Annotated in this window: 13 protein-coding genes; all 13 read left to right on the forward strand. The window is 53.8% G+C overall.

Annotated features, from left to right (window positions below):
* The first annotated feature begins 47 nt into the window (after window positions 1–47).
* A complete protein-coding gene (locus GCE01_RS10430; protein ID WP_145995792.1) occupies window positions 48–548 on the forward strand; it encodes a type I phosphoribosyltransferase in 501 nt (166 codons plus the stop codon).
* Window positions 545–1,267, forward strand: a complete 723-nt coding sequence (locus tag GCE01_RS10435; RefSeq protein ID WP_099212801.1) for a phosphoribosyltransferase — start codon at window positions 545–547, stop codon at window positions 1,265–1,267. Before GCE01_RS10430 ends, GCE01_RS10435 begins: the two co-directional genes overlap by 4 nt.
* Window positions 1,268–1,287: 20 nt before the next feature.
* Window positions 1,288–2,286, forward strand: coding sequence for an ABC transporter substrate-binding protein (locus tag GCE01_RS10440; protein ID WP_167386154.1), 999 nt, complete (start codon window positions 1,288–1,290; stop codon window positions 2,284–2,286).
* 3 nt (window positions 2,287–2,289) lie between these two features.
* Window positions 2,290–2,997 carry a M24 family metallopeptidase gene (locus GCE01_RS10445; RefSeq protein ID WP_099212803.1) on the forward strand — a complete coding sequence of 236 codons (708 nt, stop codon included), beginning with the start codon at window positions 2,290–2,292 and terminating at the stop codon, window positions 2,995–2,997.
* Between the two features lie 71 nt (window positions 2,998–3,068).
* Window positions 3,069–3,881 (forward strand): ABC transporter ATP-binding protein, encoded by an 813-nt coding sequence (locus GCE01_RS10450; protein ID WP_211516774.1) that lies wholly within the window; start codon window positions 3,069–3,071, stop codon window positions 3,879–3,881.
* Between the two features lie 69 nt (window positions 3,882–3,950).
* Window positions 3,951–4,718, forward strand: a complete 768-nt coding sequence (locus GCE01_RS10455; RefSeq protein WP_167386155.1) for an ABC transporter permease — start codon at window positions 3,951–3,953, stop codon at window positions 4,716–4,718.
* Window positions 4,719–4,900: 182 nt separating this feature from the next.
* Complete coding sequence (gene rsgA, locus GCE01_RS10460; RefSeq protein WP_167386156.1) at window positions 4,901–5,932, forward strand: ribosome small subunit-dependent GTPase A; 1,032 nt, start codon at window positions 4,901–4,903, stop codon at window positions 5,930–5,932.
* A gap of 562 nt (window positions 5,933–6,494) precedes the next feature.
* Window positions 6,495–8,675, forward strand: a complete 2,181-nt coding sequence (locus tag GCE01_RS10465) for a Hint domain-containing protein (protein ID WP_099212806.1) — start codon at window positions 6,495–6,497, stop codon at window positions 8,673–8,675.
* A 117-nt stretch (window positions 8,676–8,792) separates the two neighbouring features.
* On the forward strand, window positions 8,793–10,244 hold the full coding sequence (locus GCE01_RS10470) for an AMP-binding protein (RefSeq protein ID WP_099212807.1): 1,452 nt from the start codon (window positions 8,793–8,795) through the stop codon (window positions 10,242–10,244).
* Between the two features lie 59 nt (window positions 10,245–10,303).
* Window positions 10,304–16,657, forward strand: coding sequence for a type I polyketide synthase (locus GCE01_RS10475; RefSeq protein WP_099212808.1), 6,354 nt, complete (start codon window positions 10,304–10,306; stop codon window positions 16,655–16,657).
* Window positions 16,654–18,465, forward strand: coding sequence for a fatty acyl-AMP ligase (locus GCE01_RS10480; RefSeq protein ID WP_099212809.1), 1,812 nt, complete (start codon window positions 16,654–16,656; stop codon window positions 18,463–18,465). The genes GCE01_RS10475 and GCE01_RS10480 overlap by 4 nt, the downstream gene beginning before the upstream one ends.
* Window positions 18,462–19,652, forward strand: coding sequence for an autotransporter strand-loop-strand O-heptosyltransferase (locus GCE01_RS10485; RefSeq protein ID WP_244591176.1), 1,191 nt, complete (start codon window positions 18,462–18,464; stop codon window positions 19,650–19,652). Before GCE01_RS10480 ends, GCE01_RS10485 begins: the two co-directional genes overlap by 4 nt.
* The gene (locus tag GCE01_RS10490) at window positions 19,649–20,995 is read left to right on the forward strand and encodes an autotransporter strand-loop-strand O-heptosyltransferase (protein ID WP_099212810.1); all 1,347 of its coding nucleotides are present in this window, start codon (window positions 19,649–19,651) and stop codon (window positions 20,993–20,995) included. The genes GCE01_RS10485 and GCE01_RS10490 overlap by 4 nt, the downstream gene beginning before the upstream one ends.
* The last annotated feature ends 133 nt before the right edge of the window (window positions 20,996–21,128 follow it).

The raw sequence follows: 21,128 nt of genomic DNA on the forward strand, positions 1-21,128 counted from the left end.
ACGCAGACGATGCGACGCTGGGTGTGGGGGAGGAGGATAGAGGCGCTATGATCACTGCGGATATTCTGCGGCAGTATCGTCTCCCGCGCACCCTTGCACGTTGGACGCCTTCAGGTGCTCCTGGGGAAGTTAAAGTCCCATTGAGTAACGAGTATCTCGCAGAAGGGTCCACGGATCTGTACCTGAATGGTGTCCGCCCTACGGACCGTATTATTCTGATCGACGACCTGATTAGTACTGGAGGAACACTGGTTTCGCTTATTCAGGCGATCACCACCGCCGGGGCCGAGGTCCTTGAAATTTTTACGATCGGCGAAAAGACTGAGAACAAAGGCCGGGATTTCATTGCGCAGCAGACGGGACTGAAGGTTAAAACGCTCTTGGCGACAGATCTGCATGATGATGGGCAGGGTGTTCGCTCGCGCGTCATGCACGTCAATCTTGGAATGCTTGACGAAGCCTGTTTTGCTCAGGTCTCTCAGCATTTTCCACCTGGCTTTTGTCGCATTGGAAGTGGTGCCGAAAGCCATGCAGGGGCACACTCATGACGCAAGTGAAGCCCTATCACGCTCGCTGGTTCCCCAGGTCATCTTTAGAGGAAGCGACAATATACTCCGAGAGCTACCCTGTTCCGCTAAGGGACGGTTCGGTGCTTCAGCTTCCCCTGCGAGCGCTTCCAGGTGGAGAAATGGCAATTGCGCTTCTTATGTCTAATCAGACAAGCTTTGCTGTCGAGCATGAGATCATCCGCCTGCTGACTGATCTGGTTCATGATCTTGCCCCTGAAGCCATCGTAGGGGTGCCGACGATGGGTCTGGCTTATGCGCGTCCTGTAGCTCAGAATATTGGCTTGGACGATTATGTGGCACTCGGGCATTCGTGCAAATTCTGGTACGATGAAGAACTTTCTGAGCCACTGGTTTCTTCAACCAGCCCACTTCACAACAAGCGGCTTTATCTTGACCCCGCGCTTGTAGAGCGCGTGCAAGGGCGGCGTGTTGTTATTGTGGATGACGTCATTAACACGGGTCAGACCGCCGGGGCGGCCATCAGGCTTCTACGCAAGGCGGGGGCAGATATAGTTGGCGTTGTGGCGCCTCTGACCGAAGGATGGGCCTGGTACAAGGCTTTGAACGAAATCGGGCCGGATCTCCCCGCGCTGGTTCAGGCGATAGGGCATATCCCCATGTTCCGTCTGGCGGGGCAGGGTTGGTCCCCTATCGAAGGGACGTGTACAAATGACCGTCCTTCTTCCCTGAACGGATGACACGGAATAAAGCAAGTTCTGTGAACGGGCGGCTCTGGCGCAAGTGGGCTGCTGCTGGTGTCTCAGCATGTTTCTTGCTGGCGTGCTTGCCCCCAAAAGCGCGTGCTTCAGAAAGTCTGCATCATGTCCGCCTGGTTTATTTTTGGCCGGTACAGGGCTTCCTTCTGATTCCTATCGTCGTTGCTCAGGAGCAGGGCATTTATCGACGATATGGACTGGATGTATCCATTGTTTTGCCGCCAGATGCTCAGACTACGGCGCGTATGCTCGCAACAGAGCAGGCCGAAATTGGCATGGAAGCGCGGACGGATGTGGTTTTTGCGGCAGAGGTTTCACTGCCGCTGGTCTCCATCGCCAATTACGATCAGCATAATAGCTGGTGCGTTGTCGGTAGACCGGGCGAGCCCATAGATCTCCGCACCCTTGAAGGTAAGAAAATAGGAATTTTTATCGACTCATGGACAGCGGTGATGATGCATCTGCTGTTTGAGAAGAGTGGCGTGAAAGATGCGGAGAATGTCCAGCAGATCATTACACAGTTTGAAGATTTGCCATTACTGCTTTCCGGCCGTCTGGATCTTGCCACCAATGCGGCGTCCTTTGCGATCGCGGCGTCCATAGCGCAAGACGGACAAATGCCTAGTCTGGCATGTCCGAATGTTACCGGGGTGCCAGACATTCCCATCTGGTCCTTCACGGCAACGCCTCACTGGCTGAAACTGCATGGTGGGGATGCCAAGGCTTGGCTGGCTGCGACGCGTGAAGGTCTTCTCTGGGCGATGTCTCACCCGACCGAGGCGGCAGCCCTCTTCAGCAAAATTTATCCGGAAGTGGATAGTCCGCTCTACGATAAAGCTGGCTGGGCGGCGGCTGTCCCTTATTTTGGAAATGGTGACACTGCTTTGAGCCAGACATCGCAGTCCTGGTCAGAGCTTGCGAGTGAAATGCATCGCATTGGTCTGATTTCAAAAGTTCGTCCGCTGGCCACTTATTACACCAACGATTTTCTGCCGAGGTAGATCATGACTGCATCACTTCCCTCAGATCTGAGTCACTATACTGCTGCACAGGACATTGCTCGTGCAGTGTTGACCGATATTACAGCCCATATCGTGCCCGGCGCATCTGAGGTGAGTGTGCACAAGGCATGCCATGACCTCATGCTTGCACACGGAGCAACCGATTTTTGGGGCAATACGCCCGCTTTTGTATTGGCGGGAGAGCGGCTTCGGCTGTCTGTTTTTGATAGCAGTTATGTTCCGTCTCCGAAGCTGTTTGGCGAAAACGAAACCATTACGATTGATGTGGGCCCTCGCATTGATGATTACTTCGGAGATAGCGCACGAACCTATTTCCTACGTAACGGGATTATCGTGTCCGCCGCTGAAGCCGGCGAGGAAGAGGGGGAGGCCATGGATTTTGAAGCCTATCTTCATGGCGTCTTCATAAAGACTGTTCAGCCAGACATGACATTCGGGGATGTACATCAGAAGATGTCGGCATTGGTTTCTGAAAACGGGTATGAAAACCTCGATTTGCTCGATGCGTATGGTCACAGCATCGCTGCTTCTACCGATGATTTCATTATTATGGAGAAGAGAAATGAACGCCTTCTTGGGGATGTGAACTATTTCACATTCGAGCCTCATATCGCGAAGGTTGGTAGCTCTCTGGCCGTAAAATATGAGGAAATTTATTACTTCGATCATGGCTTAGTTAAAATGGTCTGACGGTCATACACGATCACCGTGCCGGGCTTGACTGAGGCACGCATTGGATGCGCCTTCAACAGAAAGACCTCATGATGCCCAATACCCCCGAAGCACTCTTTTCGCAGGCGCATACCGGTGCGAACGGGAATACTCCAGGTCGTGCCGTCAAGCTTTCTATTGATGGGGTGTCGCATGCATTCGATGATAATCTCGTGCTGGACAATGTCAGCCTCGATATCGCACCGGGAGAGTTTGTATGCGTTCTGGGAGCATCTGGCTGCGGAAAAAGCACGCTGTTTAATGCGGTGTCCGGCTTGTTGCCTATCACTAAGGGCAGCATCAGGCTTGATGGAGAAGATATTGTCGGAAAGCCTGGTAATGTGGGTTATATGCTACAGAAGGACCTCCTCCTTCCGTGGCTGACAGCGCTTGATAACATTGTTCTTGGGGCATCTCTCACCCGCGGTGCCACTCAGGATGACCGGCTTCGGGCTACGGCGCTTGCCACGCATTATGGTCTTGGCGCCCATCTGAACAATTACCCCACAACTCTCTCAGGAGGGATGCGCCAGCGTATTGCACTTATGCGGACCATTACGGCTGGCCGGGATCTTATGTTGCTGGATGAGCCATTTGGCGCACTGGACAGTCAGACGCGACTGAGTATGCAGCAATGGTTATTGCAGGTCTGGGCTGAGACAGGACGTACAATCATGTTTGTCACTCATGATGTGGATGAGGCGATCTTCCTCGCAGATCGGATCGTCGTGTTGCTGCCACGGCCGGGACGGATCGGTCGTATTCTCAACGTTGATCTAAAGCGCCCTCGAGATGTTTCATGCATGACGTCCAGCACCTTCATATCGCTAAAAGCGGAAGCGCTTGATCTCCTTTATCGTTGACCCGTAGCAGAAATGAATTTTGGAATGAGCCTGATCCGGTCGATTTTTATTCATCCTGTGGTCAAATCCATGGGTTCTTGGTCTGTGGCCATGCTCATGCTTTTGGGGCTGTGGCAGGCCATTGTTTCCGTGTTCCACGTCCCCGCTTTTGTCATTCCGTCTCCAGTCGCCACAATAAGTGCCTTGTTCCAGAATGAGGTCATGATACGCGGACTGTTGTGGCAGACTTTCAAGGAAACGTTGGCAGGCTATCTTGTCGGCGCAGCAGTTGGTGTGCTCCTGGCCGTCGTGATGTCACAGTTGCCGGGGCTGGGGCGCCTGCTATATCCGGCACTTGTTACATCCCAAGCCATTCCAATTGTGGGTATCGCAGCGCCGCTCGTAATCATCTTCGGCTTCGGTATGACGCCAAAGCTTATTATTGTGGCCTGGATCGTCTTCTTTCCGGTCGTGGTCAATATGATGGACGGACTGGCGCATATAGATCGTGACCAGATCAATCTCGCTCGTTTGCTTGGGGCGACGCGCCTTCGTACATTTCTCTACATCCGCCTGCCAGCCTGTCTGGGACCGCTTTTTTCCGGCCTTAAGATCGGCGCTTCTTACGCGGTAACGGGGGCGGTGATCGGGGAGTGGACAGCATCTTCAAAAATGGGACTGGGAACCTACTTGCTGGCGGCGAACGCGCAGATGAATTCTGTCGGGGTTTATGGTGCCATGCTTCTGATGACGTTGATTGGCATTGGCTCTTTCGCAATGCTGCTGCTGCTGGAATACATCGCCATGCCATGGCGGCACAGAGCGACATCACCTTGGCGGCGTGCCCCACACCTTTGAGGGGCAGGGTACTTTTTGTCGGGGTACAGGACTTGCTGCTTAAAGGACTACCCAGTGCCCCAATAAAGGAGCATACCAAAACGCTGGGACCGTGCTTATAAAGTAGGCAGAGACCCAAGCCTGAACGAAAGACAAGATCCCTGACCGTACTGACATCTTATGGGTGGAGCGCTGAAACTGCGTTGGCCTTCCAGCCTTACTCCGGAAGTGAGCTGATTCCTGGGCGTGTCGTTGCGCAGCAACGAGGCCTTCTTGGTGTCATTACTGAAAGTGGTCTGATTCAGGCTGATACTGCAGGGAAACTCCTGCATACGTCGGATCCATTGGATCGGCCGGCCATTGGTGACTGGGTGGTGTGCCATCCGAGGTTTTACGAACGACGTGGCACCATTCAGGCTGTTCTGCCACGCACGACCTGTTTTGTCCGTAAAGAAGTCGGGAAGCGGACGCAGTCGCAGGTTATTGCAGCCAATATTGATGTCGCATTCCTGGTTATGACAACCGGGGCAGATTTTAACCTGTCCCGTCTTGAACGGTATCTGGCGCTCACAAGAGAAAGCGGCGCAAAGCCTGTCATGGTCCTGACCAAGGCTGATCTGTGTGAGGATATTGAGCAAGTCGCCAATGCTGCCCAGACTTGCGCCCCTGGGGTTGATCTCAGGATCGTATCTTCTCTTGTGGGTACGGGGCTGAGCGAGATTTCGGCATATCTCGACGGGCATCGCACTGGCGTCATGGTGGGAAGCTCTGGAGCAGGAAAATCTACCCTTCTCAACGCCCTAATGAAAACCGACCATGCTGCAACAGGTGCTGTCTCCGAGTATGACGGGCAGGGTAGGCATACAACGACCCACAGGGAAATGGTGAGCCTTCCTTCGGGTGGGCTGCTGATCGACACGCCAGGAATGCGTGAACTCGGCATGGTGAATGCCGCGGAGGGTCTCGCCGCCGCATTTGGGGAATTCAATGCTGAAGTCGAAGAGATTGCTCAGCAATGCCGCTTCCGGGACTGCAAACATGAAGCCGAGCCCGGTTGTGCGGTCCGGAAGGCTCGTGAAGATGGGAAGCTTGATGAGCGGCGCTGGAATAACTGGCTCAAGATGAAGCATGAAATCCTGCTGCAGGAGCAGAAAAATCCAGCGGGACGAAGAGCGGAGCGGCGAGAGCAGTTGCGTCTTAATAGAGAAGCCCGGAAAGCGAAGCGTCACGACTGAACTGTGGGCGTATACATAAGAGCGCCACAGTTTTCAGCGTCGGAAGAGATTTACGAATAATTTACGAGTGAAACGAGATGCATGCTCGTTGAAGCCGTTTTAAAGCGGTGCGCGCCTATCTGCTCGATAAGTAAACGACCTGTAGTTTGTCACTCTACTTCGCAACAGCGCCATTAAAGCAATCATAAAGAGCAAGCCGCGCAGCATCGGTTCGTGCTGTGCGCCTGCGCGCATGTCGCATTGTAATGGCTCTGAGGTCGAACACTCGGCTAATTTGATATGGATCAATATGCTGCATTAGCGTGGAAGAAATTGAGAATGATGCCGAGAATTTTACCTTGACCCATACCGTATGACGATTAATTTACGCCGAAATTCGCGGAACGATAACCGATATCGTTAATCGATAGTTATTTGGTTTTTTTTATATCAACATAACCAATGATTCCTATTGATTAAAATTAACGTCCTACCTTATGTTCGATTCCGGCGCTGAGCACGGATTAACAATTTATAATTCGTTAATAAATGCTTAACGCTTCTAGTGATGGAGGAATTAAGCATGGCTGGCGGAACAACGTATAATAGTACTCGGCAGTACTCACTTGCTAATGGTGGGACAATATCAGGCTCTACATCGACAGATATTTTTGGAGATGTGACCGTTAATGAATCCTATTTTCTAATAAATAATACGCTTTCTGGTTCTACTGCGGCGCAGTATGGAGCTATTATAGCTCAAACTGGCGACGTCGGAACAAATCTCTCTGCGACGTCCGCGGGCGCTCTGCTTGCTTCCGGCGGGACCATTACTGGCGCAACGGTTGGAAACTCTGCCGCAGTTCTGGCCTTTAACGGTGGAACCGTTACGAATTATAATGCAGCAGCAGGTGGCGCAGTTTTTGTTGGCGACCAGTCGCTCAACACGTCTGCTTCTGCGATCCTGACGTCCAAGGGACTGACAAATCTAAGTGGGCCTGGCATTGTCTCGGCTGGCACCTTGCATGCTGGGGCACAGGAAATCATCACGAGTGGTGGTACTGACCGGGGATCCCTGATCCAGGGCAGTCAGTATGTTTCTGCCGGTGGTCTCACGATCAGCAACACTGTTAACAGTGGTGGCGTTCAGAACCTGTATAGTGGTGCTATCACCAGTGGGACGATTGTTGCCTCTGGTGGTACGACGGTTGCGAGCGGTGGCGCCACCATCAGTGCGACAAACATTTCTGGTGGTGTTGTTCAGCTGAATGCTGCTGCTATTCTCCGCGGTGCGGTCGTAAGCGCCGGGGGGAAGCTTACTGTCTCAAGTGGCGCAACTGCATCCAGCGTGACTGTATCGTCTGGCGGTACGGAGAGCGTGCTGTCTGGTGGTGTCATTTCTGGCGGCACAGTGCTCAGCGGCGGCAAGGAATCTGTTGCTTCCGGTGCAACGTCTTACAACGTCACAGTCTCGTCCGGCGGCTCGCTCACAGTTGTTGCTGGCGCTGTCCTGTCTGGAACACAGGTTGCTCAGGGTGCAGTTATCGATGTCGATACGCTGACCTACGCTTCGGGCGGCACTGTTAAGCTTGACGGTAACACCCTTACGATTTCCGAAGGTGGTTCCACCTGGCAGACAACGTTTGGTGGCACCTTCAAGAGCACCGACTATTTTGTGATTGGCCGTGACACCGATGGCAGCACGATTGCAACGTTCGTTTGCTTCTGTGCCGGGACGCTGATCCTCACAGAAGACGGCGAAAAGCGCGTCGAGGACCTTCGGATTGGTGACCGCGCCATCACATATGTGGCTGGTCGTGAAGTCATCGAGCCTATCACTTGGGTTGGTCATCGCACGGCGCAGGTTCGTACGGATCTGCCGGTTGATCAGGCTGGATATCCTGTCCGTATCCTCAAGGACGCTATCTCTCTTGGCGTGCCTCATCAGGATCTCGTGGTTACTCCCGAGCATTGCCTGTATTTCGAAGGGCGCTTCGTCCCGGCACGTATGCTCGTTAACGGTCGTAGCGTTTTCTACGATCTGACAATGACGAACTACGAGTACTTCCACGTCGAGACGGAAAATCATTCCATTCTGTGGTCCAACGGTGCCCTCAGCGAAAGCTATCTGGACACTGGAAACCGTCGTGAATTTGGCCAGCAGGGTGGTGTTGTCCGTCTTGTCAGTGGTCCGGTTCGTGAGTGGAGTGTTGATGCAGCGGCACCGCTGGCAGTGACGCGTGATCTGGTTGAGCCAATCTACCGTGCACTTGAAGAACGCGCTGTAGAAATGTCCATTCCAGACCAGCGGAAGCCCGTTGTTCTAACCGAAGATGCCAACCTGCATCTTGTGACGCCTGCTGGTCATCGGATTAACGCGGCACGTCGTGCAGAAAACGGCGACTTCGTTTTCATGCTTCCAGCTGGCGTTGACGAAGTCCGTATCATGTCCCGTGCATCTCGTCCGGCCGATGTCTTTGGTCCGGTGGTTGATGACCGTCGTTACCTTGGCGTTCTGGTCGGGGGTATCAGCCTCTGGGCAGGTAACGGTCAGAAGAGCCTGACTGCACACATCACGGAAGACGAACTGTCCGGCTGGAACAACCGCGAAGAGGGCGGCGTTCGGTGGACGAATGGCAACGCTGTTCTGAAGCTTCCTGCGCGTCAGGATCTTTCGATTGCTGTTCTGACAATCGAAGTGAAGAACGCAGGGCCATACCTGCTTGAAGATGAGACTGACAACGTAGCTGTCATCGCATCCTGAAAAACTGCTTAGAAAGTTGAACGAAATGGAAGTAACGTGCGTTTCAGGAACGCACGTTACTTCCTTCTTTCTATTTGCAGGATTTTCATAGAGTTCCGAGGAATAGGTTGACGCAATATGTTTGAACGTCTGGCCCTGAAATATGCAGCCGGACATCCGGCCTCAATTGCGATGAGCTGGTTTGAGGGAGAGGCAAGCTTCGATCAGCTTTCCCACGATGTCAGCCGAGTTGCCAACGCACTTTTTCAACTTCGGGATCTTCTCCCGTCAGTTGTGGCCATTCGATGCGTACATCCATACAGACACTGGGTTTTCATTCTTGCTTTGGCCCAGCTCGGAATACCCTCGGCTTCGTTGCCGGGATATGTGGATGCGAACTTCCACCGCTCTGTAAAAATCCTGTCTCCGGACATCATATTGCTTGATGAGCCTGTCGACGGGCTCGAGCAACAGGTTCTGGTACTGAACGACGCCTGGTTTGAGCATGTCTGCCAGACCGGGGCAGAATGTGCTGAAACCATCACAGTTCAGCCTGACGACGTCGTGCGTTTCTCTGTAGCCGGCGGGACAAGCCAGGATGCGCGTCGTATCGCCCTGACATCGCGATACGTAGAAACAGCGGTTTGTCATCTGCTGTTTCAGGATGTGTTGTCCCACACCCATCGTCCTGAAAACCTGCGCGTCTTACCGACGCTGGGGGCGGAGACTTCTAGCGGCTTTCTCATCATTCTCTCTGCCCTGGTAGCCGGGACGCGTTTGCAAATGATGACGGGTTCCGAGTTAGGGCTCGTCTTCAGCCAGGATATTCCGACAGTTGCCGTTGTTTCTCCTCGGCATGTGGAGGGCATACTTTCTCAGCTACCACCCGGCATGAGTCCCTTGGACAATCTGTTTCTGACGGTTGCGGGAGGGAAGTTACCAAAAGCGCTTTGTGCCTCCATCCGGCAAAAGCTCACCCCGAATGTTCAGGTTGTTTACGGCGCTGATGAATGTGGAGTGATTACCATTGTCTCGACGGACGCTCAGTCCAGCGATGATGAGGTCGGACAGCCACTTCCCTGGGTTGGACTGGAGATCGTGGACGAAAATCATCAGCGTGTTTCTGCCGGTGAGGTGGGGCGCATTCGTGTCAGTGGCACCGGGGTTATCGGCGGATACGATCTGGACCCGGTTGCGACTGCAGCGCAATTCCGGGACGGATGGTTCTACCCTGGTGATACCGGTTTTGTGGACGCGAATGGAACGTTGCACCTGCGGGGCCGCGCCGACGATCTGATCAGTTTTGGCGGGGATAAGTTCGATCTGGAGAGGTTGGACGCGCGGCTTCTGGCATGTGCTGGTGTCAAGGATGGTGCGATGTTTGTTGTCCCTGACGATCAGGGACTTCCAACGCCATGGGTCGCTCTCGTGACAGAAGATGATTTTAACCTGGAACTGCTTTCAAAATGGATGAGGCAGGATTTTCCCAATCTGCCGGATGCGGCGGCTGTGTGGATTGATGCTCTTCCCCGGACCGAGAACGGCCAGCCTGACAGAGTGGCTTTACAGAAGGCAGTCAAACCCTCCTGAACAATAATATTTCATATGCTCCGTTCCATACAGATTAGAAGACAAAAAGCGGGTTTTAAATGATCGATTACGGACATGAAGTGGCAGTCGTCGGGATCGGATGTCGCCTTCCCGGGGGAATAGAGACAACCGAGGCTCTCTGGCGCTTTTTGTGTAAACAAGGCGACGCCACATCCGATGTTCCGGCCGATCGGTGGGGTATCAAGCGTTTTTACGATCCTGAATACGAAACCCCCAACAAGACCTATATGCGGCGTGGCTCATTCATTGATCAGAAGATCGATGAAATGGACCCGTTGTTTTTCGGTATTTCGCCGCGTGAAGCCACCCTCATGGATCCTCAGCAGCGGCTTCTTTTGGAAGTCGTTTGGGAGGCGATGGAAAATGCCGGAATTCTTCCTGCCACCTTGGCAGGAACCCGCACCGGTGTCTTCATCGGAACGTTTTCTCTGGACTGGCTCGTTGCTTGCGGTTCCCCTCTTAACCGGCCCCTGATCACGGATCACTTTGCCGCAACTGCTGCGTCAGCCACGATGCTCGCCGCGCGTGTTTCGCATAATCTTGGTCTTCAAGGACCATGCATGTCTATCGATACGGCATGCTCATCATCATTGGTTGCCATTCATCAGGCCCGTACTAGCCTGCTGAATGGGGAAAGTGATGTCGTCGTGGCTGGTGGCGTCAACATCATGGTTGCTCCACCAGCTTCTATCACCATGTCCAAAGGGCACTTTCTCGCGGCGGATGGGCGCTGCAAAAGCTTCTCTGCTGATGCGGACGGCTATGGGCGCGGGGAGGGCGCGGGCATCGTCTTGCTCAAGCGACTTGCGGATGCAAAACGGGATGGAGACGTTATTCACGGTGTGGTCGCGGGAACGGGCGTCAATCAGGACGGTCGTACCCTGTCATTAACGATGCCCAGTGAAGATGCTCAACGTGCGCTTATCGAAGAGGTAGCCCAAAAAGCGCACGTCGATCTCGCCGCGATTGGATATGTAGAAGCACATGGTACCGGTACACCGGTTGGCGACCCGATCGAAGCGCGTGCGTTGGGAACGGCAATTGGTCACAAGCGTGCCTCAGACAGCCCCCTGATTGTCGGGTCCATCAAAGCTAATCTGGGACATTTGGAAGCCGCGGCCGGTGTTACTGGGCTTATCAAGGCGCTCCTTTGCCTGAAACATGGCGCTATCCCGCCGCAGGCGAACCTCACACAGGTTAACCCTGCAATCCCGTTCGCGGATCTTCATTTGAAGGTCGCTCAAGACACTCTCACCCCGCTGAAGGCTGAGGCCGGAACGGTGTATGCAGGTGTGAATTCGTTTGGGTATGGCGGAACAAACGCAGTTGCGCTTCTCAGGGCACCTACGGAAGCTGACCAGCCTCAGAAAAGGCTGGCAGAGATCGTCAGGATGCCATCTGGTCGTTTCCTGCTGCCTGTGAATGCACTGGTAGACGCATCTTTGAAAACACTTGCGCGATCGTATGCAAGTCTTCTGGCATCTTCTGCCGCTCCGTCCGTAGCCAATGTCTGTTTTTCTGCAGCAACCTACCGGACGCGTCTGCCAATGCAGGCCGTGGTGTCTGGCCGGGATCGGGAAGAGCTGATTGCAGGCTTGAAAGCGCTCTCTGAGGGGCAATCTTCACCAGCAGTCACGGTGGGGCGGCGTCGAAATGGTGAGATGCAGCACCCTGTCTTTGTGTTTTCAGGAATGGGCTCCCAATGGAAGGGCATGGGGCAGCATATTCTCAGGCATGCCCCTGAACCTGTTTCCAGCACTATTCAGCAGATCGATAGCCTGTTTTCTGCGCTTGCAGGATGGTCCATTCTGGATGAAATCCTGAAGCCTGCGGAACATTCACGCATTGATGAGACGGTTGTTGCGCAGCCGGCCATCTTTATGGTTCAGGTTGTTCTTGCAGAGCTCTTCCGTTTTCATGGTGTGACACCCGTGGCGATCGTTGGCCATAGCGTGGGTGAGGTTGCTGCGAGTTACATCGCTGGCGCCCTGTCTCTTGAAGACGCTGTAACTGTTATCTTTCATCGGAGCCAGCAACAGGCGCGTTTGGCCGGGCGCGGTGCGATGCTCGCGATTGGGATGTCTGGCAGGCAGGCTGCCGAAAAATTACTTCCAGGCTATGAAGACCGGGTGTCAGTCGCCGCTCTTAATAGCGCGAAGTCTGCGACGCTTGCGGGCGAAGAGGCCGCACTTAAAGAGCTTGCTGCGCGATGTGATCAGGATGGCACGTTCAATCGCCTTCTCAGAGTTGAAGTCCCCTATCACAGCATCCTGATGGAAGAGATCCGAGATGATCTTCTAAACCCGCTTGCCGCGCTCGCTCCGATAAACCCGAACATTCCGCTCTATTCAACAGTAACGGGTACGCGCTGGGCGGACGATGCTCTTCATGATGCGGAATACTGGTACGGAAATGCACGGCAGCCCGTCCTGTTCCATGATGCTATTCAGAACTTAATGGGTGATGGGCACCGGGTTTTCCTTGAGATTGGTGCACACCCGGTGCTTGGCGGTTTGATAAGGGAAACAGCGCAGCAGGTTGACGGGGACGTTACCGTCATTGCCAGCCTGAGCCGCAAAGACGCGGAAGATACAGCCATAGCGCGCAGTATCGCCAAACTCTACATGGCCGCCGTGCCGTTGGACTGGTCTCTGCTGACGGGAGGGCATCGGACGGACCTTCCTCATTATGCCTGGTCTCGAAGCCGGTTCTGGTCTGAGACTGAGGTTTCGCGCAAGGATCGGCTGGACGGAACCGTTCATCCGGTTCTCGGTATTCCAGTCAGCGCATCCCGGCCGGGTTGGCTTGCGGACATCAATCGCAACTATATGCCGTGGTTGCCCGATCATAAAGTGGACGGGATCTGCCTGTTTCCGGCTGCGGGCTATATTGAAGGCGGTCTGGCTTTACATCGTCAGATCGAACGCTCTGATGCAGCAATTCTGGAAGATCTGGAAATTGGTCAGGCTCTCCTTCTGGATAGCCTCACGCCACCTGTTGTCGAGTGGGCATTTGATGAAGAAACGCGCGTTCTGACGGTATCATCGTCTCATGGCGACGATGGTGAAGAAGAGTGGATTCAGCACGCTAAGCTCCGTGTTTTGGCAAGTGTGCCATGGGCAGCAGACCCGGTGGCTCCTGAGAGCTTACAAGCCGATCTCAAACACGAAATACTGCCAGAAACGTTCTACGCGAGACTTGCAGAGCATGGCTTCTCGTACGGCCCGTCTTTTCAGACAATCAAAGAGCTGAAGGCCGGTGATGGTATTGCCTTCGCGCGTCTGGAGTTGGCAGATGCTGAGAGCATCGCAGAGTATTTTCTTCATCCAGCATTGCTTGATGGCGCTTTCCAGGCATTGATCGGTGCCGGATACAGCGCTGCGGAAGAAAGAGTTTTCGTTCCGACAGGCGCGCGGCAGGTCGTCTATCGTGGAGGACACCATAAAGTCCTTCTGGCTCATGCCGCTCTAACACGTCGTTCCGAAACCGGCATTGAGGGCGATATCCGGCTCTTTACAGAAGCGGGTGAACCTGTTGCCGAAATCCTCGGCTTCAAGGCGCGGGCTATTCGAAAGTTGGTCGCTGCAGGTATGGGGGCGGAGAATGTCCGTCGTTTCTATCGCCCGGCGTGGGTTCAGACGGAGTTGCTTCCGCATTTTGCGGAGCCTCTAACAGCACTGGTTTTGGGGCGTGATGGACCTCTGCTGGAGCAGTTCAGTCAGGTTTCTGCTGGCCAGGGGATTATGGTTGATACCCTGAAGATCGATGATGTGGATCAGACGGCCCTGGCAGAGGCGCTGGCTCAAACGAATGATGCAATCCTTTATCTGTGCTCATTCACTGAAGACGCAACCGGAAAACAGGGTATTGCAGAGATCTTGCGTCTTGTCAGAGCGATCAGGGTTTCGGAAGACGGTGAAGCTGCGCCGAAATGCCTGATCGTCACGCGCGGGGCGGTTTCTGCGGAAGCGATTCAAAGTGATGATCTGGATACAGGGCAGGCCGCTATCCGGGGTTTTGCAAGAGGGGTCGCATCAGAGCGGCCGGATCTTGCGCTTCGCATCGTCGATATCGGTCGTGTGGTTGACGAAGCCACGTTGCAGCAGCTCTGTGCGGAAATTGTTCAGCAGGATACAGAGGACGATATCGTTCTGCGCCCTGGCCTGCGGGCTGTCGGGCGACTGACTCCGTCGGAAACGAAGCCAGAACCTGTACCGACGCTTTATCATCCCAACGAAACGGCGGATGGACGGCTCGTCGGGGTCCGTCTTGTGAGTGCATCGAATGGTTCGCTGGATCGGCTACATCATGAGCGGTTTGTCGCAGGTCCTCTGCAACCAGGTCAGGTCCTGTTTCGAACGCTCGCTGCAGCACTGAACTTCAAGGATATCCTGAAAGCGACCGGCCTTATTCCGCAAAGTGTTGTGGATGATACGTTCCATGGCGAAAGCCTTGGCATGGAAGCTTCTGCTGAGGTGATTGCTGTCGGCGAGGGTGTAACGGATTTTGCGCCGGGCGAACGATATCTCGTCTCCTGGCCAGGGTGTTTTGCGTCTCATTTCACTGCTGACGCAGAAAGCATTTTTGCGCTTCCCATTGAAGGGCTTGGGTCGCCACTTGAAGCCGCCACGCTGCCTGTGGCTTTCATCACGGCGTATTATGGTTTGTGCCGTCTCGCGCATCTTGAAAAGGGTGAAACAGTCCTGATCCATTCCGGGACTGGGGGCGTTGGTCTGGCGGCAATCCAGTTGGCGAAACGGGTGGGAGCCCGAATTTTTGCAACTGCGGGAAGCCCTGAGAAACGGCAGTATCTTAGAGAACTCGGATGCGAGGGCGTTTGGGATTCCCGTTCTCTGGAATTTGCAGAAGGGATACGAGCCGTCACGCAGGGGCGCGGTGTTGATGTCGTTCTGAACTCCTTACCCGGAGAGGGGCAGACGCACAGTTTGTCGATCGTGGCTCCCTATGGCCGATTTGTCGAAATCGGGAAAAAGGACATCATTGAAAAACGCGGATTGCCCCTCGCTCCGTTCAATGAAAACCTGTCTTTTTTCTCACTCGACCTTGATCGGATGATGCTGGAGCGGCCTGCGCTGATGCGGTCACTCCTGTCAGATGTGGCTGCGCTATCCAAAAGCGGAGACGTGCAACCTTTGCCGTTGGAAAGCTTTCCTGCGCGCGATGCCGCCGGAGCGTTCCGCCTGCTGGCGTCTACCAAGCATATGGGCAAGGTTGTTATTGATTACTCCGATCTGGACGACCTCAAAGCCTCGCCCTTGCCGAGGCCACAGCCACAGGTGTCGGATGGCAAAACATATCTTATTACAGGCGGCCTGAGTGGCTTTGGCTGGGCAACCGCTGAATGGTTGATTGAACAGGGCGCTCGTAACTTGGTTCTGCTGGGTCGCAGAACACCGGAGGAAACCGGGGTTAGCGAGCAATTGGCAATCCGGCGTGCCGCAGGCGTGCACATTCATACCATCCAGGTCGATGTCTCGCACGAAGAGGCTATGCAGGATGTCTTCGAGGAAATTGCCTTTACGAGCAATCTCCCACCAATTCGTGGCATTTTTCATTGTGCTGGAATTTTGGACGACGCGCTTGTCCAAAATCTGGACGAAGCGCGGATTGGCCGGGTTCTTGAGGCAAAAGCCCAGGGCGCAATCATCCTTGACCGTTTGGTTCAAGGCATGGACTTGGATTATTTCGTGCTGTTTTCGTCTGTCACTACGGTGCTGGGGAACGTCGGCCAGAGCGCTTATATCGCCGCCAATGCCGTTCTGGGTGCGGTAGCGGCCGATCGCTGGAAAGATGGAGAGGCAGCTCTCGCAGTTGATTGGGGAGCGATTGCAGATGTGGGCATGCTAAGCCGGAACGAGACTGCGGCTCGGGCTTTAGAGGCCGCCGGTCTTAAGGGAATGCCGGCTCATGATGCGTTGGACCACTTGCCGGAAATGCTTGCGCTAGAGTTGCCGGAAGTTGCCTGTGTTGAGATTGACTGGAAGAAATGGGCGCAGATTGTTCCCGGGGCAAACGCGCTGGCCCGCTTTTCACTTGTTCGCCTGGCGGATGCCAGTAATGGAGCGACCAGTGAGCGGCTCGCAACGCTCTCGGCCTTGCCGGAAGATGAGCGTCTTCCTTATGTTGTAGAGCAGGTGAAGGTCCTAATTGCCCAGACATTGCATCTGGAGCCCACAAGCATTGATGACCGTGCACGCTTGTCCGAACTTGGGATCGACTCTTTGGCCGGCGTTGAACTTCAAACGGCTCTGCGGGTAGAGTTCGGTGTCGAAGTCTCCATCCTTGTTCTCGCACGTGATGAAAGTATCCGAAAAATGTCCCAGTTTCTTTTGAACAGGGTCAAGATCGGCCAGACGGCGCAACTCCCATGACACAGTCCTTTGCCACGGTTCTTGCCGCTGATGGACAGGAAATACTGGATTGGCAGCGGAGCACGATCGTTGATGCGCTGTTCTTTCATGCCGCCAGAACGCCGGACCTCAAAGTCTACACTTTGCTCGGAGACGGCGAAAATGAAACGGATACTGTAACGGCGTCTGAGCTTGCTGCGCAGGCTACGGCGTTGGCTGTATGGCTGAAGCGAATGCTTGAGCCCGGTGCTCGGGTGCTTTTGCTGTATGAAAGCAGCCTTGATTATATTCGGGGGCTTCTCGGGTGTCTGTGCGCGGGGCTGGTACCGGTTTCAGGCGTGTATCCCAAAGCGTTTGGCGCGCGGGACCGGTTTGTCGCGCTGAGAGATGACGTTGAGGCTGCGGCGGTTATCGGCAATCGCAGCATCCTCACCGAATTTCAGAAAGTTTGCCCCGACAAGGTCGATAGTGCGCGGTTTCTATGGATCCCGACGGACAAGATCCGCTCGTCTGCAAAGCACGAGAGTGTGGCACATCCTTTGCCAACGGATGTTGCGCTTATTCAGTACACGTCGGGCTCCACACGGACACCACGGGGTGTTCTGCTCACGCATCGCAATATCGCGCATAATCTGTTCCGTCAGGCAGAGGCTTTTGGGTATCGGCAGGGCGATTGCGGCGTTAACTGGCTTCCTCTCTCTCATGACATGGGATTGATTGGGGGCGCCCTCATGACACTGGCAACTGGAGGGCGTTGTATTCTGTTACCGCCAGAAGCTATTGCTGAAAAACCGATACGGTGGTTGCGGGCTATTAGTCGTTACAGGGCGACGCTCTCCGGCGGCCCGAATTTCGCATATGGAATGTGCGTGCGGTCTATCGCCCCTGAAGACGTTGCATCACTGGATCTGTCTTGCTGGGAAGTGGCGTTTAACGGGGCAGAATATATCCGCGAAGAGACGATGCAGTCGTTCACAGAACGTTTTGCGTCATCCGGGTTTGATGAACGTGCGTTTTTTGCATGTTATGGCCTTGCAGAAGCAACCTTGCTGGTCACGGCCAGTGAGCGTGGGCAAGGCGTGTCGTTTCGGGAGTTTTCCCGTGACGGTCTTGCGCATGGTCATGCACTCCCGCCGCGCGATATCCTTGATAGGCGCCTTTTAGCAGGCTGCGGCGAACCACCATCTGACATTATCGTACGAATTGCCAATGGGGACACTGAAACAGCGCTTCCAGATGGAGACGTCGGAGAAATTCGTATTCATAGTCCCGGCGTCGCAACCGGGTACGTGAACCGCCCTGTAGAAAACAGTCGGGTTTTCGAAGGGCATGTTGGGGGCGAAGAAGGGACGTTTTTACGGACAGGGGACCGTGGTTTTCTGCTGGATGGAACGCTGTATGTCACTGGCCGTCAGGATAATCGGATCAAACTCGGCGACAGTGTTCTTGATCCTGAAGATATTATCGCTTGTCTGGGAGCGTTCGAAGCCGATATTCGGCTGTTCTCAACGGCAGTCTTTGATGAGACCATTGGAGACAAAACGTCGCTTGTTCTTGTGACTGAACTCCCATCGGGATCGGATGGTGATCTGACGCAACTGGGTAAAGCTATCGGCGAGACGATCTGCACACATTTTCCGACGCGGCGTTGCCGTGTCGTTTTCCTGCGCGCCAGTGCGATCCTGAAAACGCCAAGCGGAAAAATCAGAGTGGCGGAAACCAAGAAGGAGCTTCTTCAGGGCAATATTGCGATCCTTGGTGAATATACTCATAGTCCAGCAGGATCTGGCCAGGTGCGCATTCTAAAAATTGCAGAGGGGAAAATGTGAGCATTAGCAGCCCCTCAGCGCCTCCAGTTCAACCCGCGTCTATTGTGCCGACGCAGGACGGGCCGGGAGGTATTCGCTTCGATTTTAACGATGGATGCCGCGTTCTTTTGCCTGCTGGTAATTGGCATGTTGTCCTGAAAGATCTGGATACGCACACGATTTTATTTTCTGAGGATGTGTCTCAGGGGATCGTACAGAGCATAAAAAGATATTACCTGCGCTATCAGATCGAGATTACAAAAGACGGCGAACCCTTCTTTACGTATGAAATGGACCTGAAGGATCAACCCATTCTCGTCCGAATGCGGGAAGGCGGCATCGGTGATCATCTGGCTTGGTTCGGGCAAGTGGCAGAGTTTGCCCGCAAACACGAATGTCGCCTGACATGTATGGTGCGCCCGGACATCGCCAGTCTGCTCATTCCGGTGTACCCTTATATTCGGCTTGTTTCGACTGAAGAAGAGGCAGGAAAAGACTATTATGCCTCTTATAAAGTTCTGATTTTTTACAATGACGTTGCCCGCAACCATAGCCCGGTGGATTATCGCGAAGCAGGCCTGGAAAATAATGCGGCTCTTATTCTGGGCCTTTCGAGGACATCACGTCCACCCGATGTTGACGTCATGGAGGGAGGGAGGCCTCTTGCGGAACGATATGTCTGCATTGCGACCCAGGCGACATCCCAGAACAAATACTGGAACAATCCGTTCGGTTGGGTGGAGACGATCCGCTTCCTAAAAAATCATGGCTATAGAGTCATCTGTATCGACAGGAGCCGGGTCAACGGCGTCGGAACCATCTGGAATAATATCCCGTATGGGGCGGAAGATTTCACAGGCGCGCTGCCTCTTGCTGAACGTGCGAGATGGTTGCGGCATGCAGAGTTTTTTATTGGGCTTTCCAGCGGTCTAAGCTGGCTTGCTTGGGCAGTCGGTACGCCTATTGTACTGATCAGCGGCTTCACGCGGCCTGACAATGAGTTTGAAACACCCTACCGCGTGATTAACTGGAATGCCTGCAATGGGTGTTCCAATGATATCCGGTGTCAGCTTGATCCAGCCGATTATCTTTGGTGTCCGCGGCAGAGCGGCACTGACAAACAGTTCGAATGTACCCGACTGATTTCTTCGCAGCAGGTAATCGACACAATCATGAAAATTCCCGATTTTGAGGGAGTGTCAGAATGACGACTGCAAAAGCGAATGACATCTTCCAGTCGATCATGCTTGCTGGACATTCCAGTAAGCCTGTTGCGACGCCGCCTGCCGTAGATCCGTCTAATGAGACTGATAGTGTCTCGAAATTAGATGCGGCTGCCGGTTCTGCGTCATCAATCGAGACCGCGACATTTCCGAGCCCTTCAAGCCTAGCAACGCAGGAAGGTTTTGCGGGTATTCGTTATGATTTTAACCAAGGGGTCCGTGTCACGGTTCCCAAAGGGATATGGCGCGTTCGGCTTACTGACCTTGATACGGACGCGGTTATTTTTGACGGTGAGGGGAGTAATGCGACCTTTCAAAGCCGAAAGAAGCATTACTTGAACGCAAGGATCGAAGTCTTCCAGGCGGGGATGCTCGTTTTCTCTCACGACTATAACGCGCAGGGTAAAAAAATAGCCATTCTTATGGCTGGCAATACGATCGGCGATACGGCTGGTTGGGTGCCATATGCTGTGCGTTTTGCACGAGACCATGCATGCGAACTCACAGTGATGGTATCGGAGCAGATGAAAGAACTGCTTTCCGCGTCATACCCAGATATCAGATTTGTTGAAAAGCATGAGTTCAGCGCGTTAAAAGACGAGTTTTACGCCACGTATTATATCGGTTTGTTCTTTGGGGATGAAGACAACACCTGGCAACCTGCCGACTTTCGGATTGTTGGATTGCACAGAACAGCAGGCTATATTCTCGGAGTTTCTCCCGAGGAAGAGCCTCTGCATCTGGATATTTCTGACGAAAGACCGATTGAAGAGCCTTATGTTGTCATCGCCAGTCAGGCCAGTGCCCAGTGCAAATACTGGAATAACCCGACGGGTTGGTACGATGTCGTGGAGTTTCTCAAGAGATCAGGGTATCGCGTTATCTGCATCGACCGAGAAATAAAATATGGGCAGGGCCTTCATTGGAACCAGATCCCGCATAACGCGGAAGATGAGACTGGAGCCCGGCCCCTCCGCGAACGTCTTCAATGGCTAAAGCACGCAGAGTTTTTTGTGGGCCTGTCGAGCGGTCTCTCCTGGCTCGCTTGGGCGGCTGACACACCCGTTGTCATGATTTCCGGATTTACACATCCGATAAACGAATTTCAGACACCGTACCGGGTTTTTAATACCAACACTTGCAACAGTTGCTGGCACGATATTCGGCATCCGTTCATCCATAGTGACTTTCTTTTCTGCCCCCGTCATGCGGGCACCAGTCGTCAGTTTGAATGTACGCGGAATATCACATCTGGTCAGGTCATTCGGACTATCAAAGCAGTGATGCTTGAGCACCCGCTAGAGAGCGCGCATCGTCCTTCAGAGTGAATTATAAAACGCTTTTCCTGAGCAAGGGGAAGCTCAGGTAGTCTTTTTTACCCCCCCTGGAGCTGTCCCGCTTGCGCTCTCCCTGAACCGCGTTACTGTTCCGGTTCTTACGCATCCGGAAGAACCGGGAAGC

It is taken from the genome of Gluconobacter cerinus (assembly GCF_002723935.1).
GTDB lineage: Bacteria > Pseudomonadota > Alphaproteobacteria > Acetobacterales > Acetobacteraceae > Gluconobacter > Gluconobacter cerinus.

What these genes read in the sequence shown, in the direction of transcription:
- GCE01_RS10450 (WP_211516774.1), top strand. Translation starts at nt 3,069, where the DNA reads ATGATGCCCAATACCCCCGAAGCACTCTTTTCGCAGGCGCATACCGGT.
- GCE01_RS10480 (WP_099212809.1), top strand. Translation starts at nt 16,654, where the DNA reads ATGACACAGTCCTTTGCCACGGTTCTTGCCGCTGATGGACAGGAAATA.
- GCE01_RS10465 (WP_099212806.1), top strand. Translation starts at nt 6,495, where the DNA reads ATGGCTGGCGGAACAACGTATAATAGTACTCGGCAGTACTCACTTGCT.
- GCE01_RS10470 (WP_099212807.1), top strand. Translation starts at nt 8,793, where the DNA reads ATGTTTGAACGTCTGGCCCTGAAATATGCAGCCGGACATCCGGCCTCA.
- GCE01_RS10430 (WP_145995792.1), top strand. Translation starts at nt 48, where the DNA reads ATGATCACTGCGGATATTCTGCGGCAGTATCGTCTCCCGCGCACCCTT.
- GCE01_RS10475 (WP_099212808.1), top strand. Translation starts at nt 10,304, where the DNA reads ATGATCGATTACGGACATGAAGTGGCAGTCGTCGGGATCGGATGTCGC.
- GCE01_RS10455 (WP_167386155.1), top strand. Translation starts at nt 3,951, where the DNA reads ATGGGTTCTTGGTCTGTGGCCATGCTCATGCTTTTGGGGCTGTGGCAG.
- GCE01_RS10445 (WP_099212803.1), top strand. Translation starts at nt 2,290, where the DNA reads ATGACTGCATCACTTCCCTCAGATCTGAGTCACTATACTGCTGCACAG.
- GCE01_RS10490 (WP_099212810.1), top strand. Translation starts at nt 19,649, where the DNA reads ATGACGACTGCAAAAGCGAATGACATCTTCCAGTCGATCATGCTTGCT.
- GCE01_RS10435 (WP_099212801.1), top strand. Translation starts at nt 545, where the DNA reads ATGACGCAAGTGAAGCCCTATCACGCTCGCTGGTTCCCCAGGTCATCT.